We start from the raw sequence: 2,414 nt of genomic DNA on the forward strand, positions 1-2,414 counted from the left end.
TCGCGAAATTTCGCAGTCGCGACGCCAGAGACCGAGGGTTAGATCATGCCTAGCATTCACCTTCCGGCCGCCCGCTAAATATCTCCTTTTGGGTTGTTAATAAAACATCCAATAAGTTGACTGTGCGTGAAAAAGAAAGTTTTGTGTGATGGCGTTGAAGATCGCACCGTTAAGCTCTTATGTGGGATGGTGCAGAGCTCGACGACTACCGATAAAACGCAACCGCCGCAAACAGACAAGAAAAAGCCCCAACTGATAACAGTTGGGGCTTCAGTATTGTGATTGGTGGAGCAATAGCACCCTGAACCCAAAACCTTCTCGCTCAACCGGTAGTGGCTGATAACAACTCGTGAGGGCTATTGCGGGTTAAGCATTTAGCGATGTCTAGGGCCAGACTGGACGTCTGAACGCAAGCCGCTGATACTGTACATAACCACAGTATCAGCGGAGGATACCCATGTCGCTGGCAAGGAACGCCACGGCGAGTCAATCGCCCACTCAAACAAACGGTTACGAACGCCACCAACCCGACCAGACGCTGCTCTACCAGCTGGTTGAGCAGCACTACCCAGCCTTCAAAGCCTCACTCGAAGCCCAAGGTCAACACCTGCCTCGCTACATCCAACAAGAATTCAACGACCTCCTCCAATGTGGCCGTCTGGAGTATGGTTTCATGCGGGTTCGCTGCGAGGATTGTCATCACGAGCGTCTGGTCGCCTTCAGCTGTAAACGACGCGGCTTTTGCCCTAGCTGCGGTGCCCGCCGGATGGCCGAGAGTGCGGCGCTGCTGATAGACGAAGTCTTCCCCAAGGAGCCCATTCGCCAGTGGGTGCTCAGCTTTCCTTTCCAGCTACGCTTTTTGCTGGCTCGCCATCCCCAGCTGATGGGCCAGGTCTTGAGTATCGTCTATCGTACACTCTCAACTCATCTGATCAAAAAAGCCGGTTACACCAAAGCCTCTGCACAAACTGGCTCAGTGACTCTTATCCAACGCTTTGGCTCCGCGCTAAATCTCAATGTCCACTACCATATGCTGTTTCTCGATGGTGTCTATGCCGAAGATGACTATGGCAAGCAACGCTTCCATCGTGTCAAGGCACCCACTTACGATGAGCTGAATACGCTCGCTCACACCCTCAGCCATCGCATCGCTCGCTGCATGGAAAAGCGTGGGATTTTGGAGCGTGATGCCGAGAATACGTGGTTGACACTGGAAGAGGGCGAAGACGATACGCTGACTCAATTACATGGTGCTTCGGTTACGTATCGCATTGCCGTCGGCCCCCAGCAAGGGCGCAAAGTCTTCACCCTGCAAACCTTGCCAGGGCGTGAGGATAAAGCCGACTCAAGCAGTCGAGTAGCCAACCATGCTGGTTTCTCGCTACACGCCGGTGTGATGGCCGAAGCGCATCAGCGGGATAAGCTTGAGCGCTTGTGTCGCTACATTAGTCGGCCAGCGGTTTCAGAAAAACGTCTGGCATTAACCGCCAATGGGCAGGTGCGTTACGAGCTCAAAACTCCGTACCGCAATGGCACCACCCATGTGATCTTCGAGCCGCTGGACTTCATCGCCAAACTCGCTGCGTTGGTACCTAAGCCGCGAGTCAACCTCACACGCTTCCACGGCGTCTTTGCACCGAACAGCAAACACCGAGTTCAAGTAACACCCGCCAAGCGGGGCAAGAAGCCCGACAAATCGGAAGGTCTCGATACTAACTGGCGTGACAAGAGTCCTGCAGAGCGCCACCGCGCCATGACCTGGATGCAACGCCTCAAGCGAGTCTTCAATATTGATATTGAAGTCTGCGAACACTGCGGCGGTCACGTCAAAGTGATTGCCAGCATCGAAGATCCGAAGGTCATTGAGCAGATTCTCAAGCATCTGAAACAGAAAACAGCCAAGGCGAATGCCGCCAAGCAGCGTGAGCTGCCACCAGAACGAGCGCCGCCACTGACTCCCAGCCTGTTCGATCCATCACAGAGTCGTCTCTTTGACTGACGACCCCAAATCCAACACTGCTCAACACTGCCAACTTTTAAACGGGGCGGTGGGGCAGTTTGTATCTCTCGAGCTATCAGGCTAGAGATTTTACCGCCAAATCGAACCTTATTAGAGCGGTTTAGGCTGGACCGGCAGTTAAAATTGGGGCTTGAGCGGTAAACGAGTGAGGGAATTTCAGGTAAGATACTTCGGATGAGGAGCAAAAAGGTGGTTTATACTTCCTATACCCCAGCATTCAATTCAAAAAGACAAAAAAAGGGTTTACACAAAGTCCGAGTTTGATAATATGCGCTCCGCACTTGATTGATGTGTTGGGAAAACGTCAGTTAAGCCTTTTCTTGTAAAAGATTAGGAAAACACCCTGGAGGGGTTCCCGAGTGGCCAAAGGGAGCAGACTGTAAATCTGCCGGCT

General features: G+C 52.7%; 1 protein-coding gene. It reads left to right on the forward strand.

The window, feature by feature from the left end:
• Positions 1-457: 457 nt before the first annotated feature.
• Positions 458-1,999 carry an IS91-like element ISCR1 family transposase gene (locus R7D93_RS24895; protein ID WP_000050481.1) on the forward strand — a complete coding sequence of 514 codons (1,542 nt, stop codon included), beginning with the start codon at positions 458-460 and terminating at the stop codon, positions 1,997-1,999.
• Positions 2,000-2,414 lie beyond the last annotated feature (415 nt).

Origin of the sequence: Vibrio sp. YT-15 (genome assembly GCF_033337445.1) — a bacterium.
Taxonomy (GTDB): Bacteria; Pseudomonadota; Gammaproteobacteria; order Enterobacterales; family Vibrionaceae; genus Vibrio; species Vibrio alginolyticus.

What these genes read in the sequence shown, in the direction of transcription:
- R7D93_RS24895 (WP_000050481.1), top strand. Translation starts at nt 458, where the DNA reads ATGTCGCTGGCAAGGAACGCCACGGCGAGTCAATCGCCCACTCAAACA.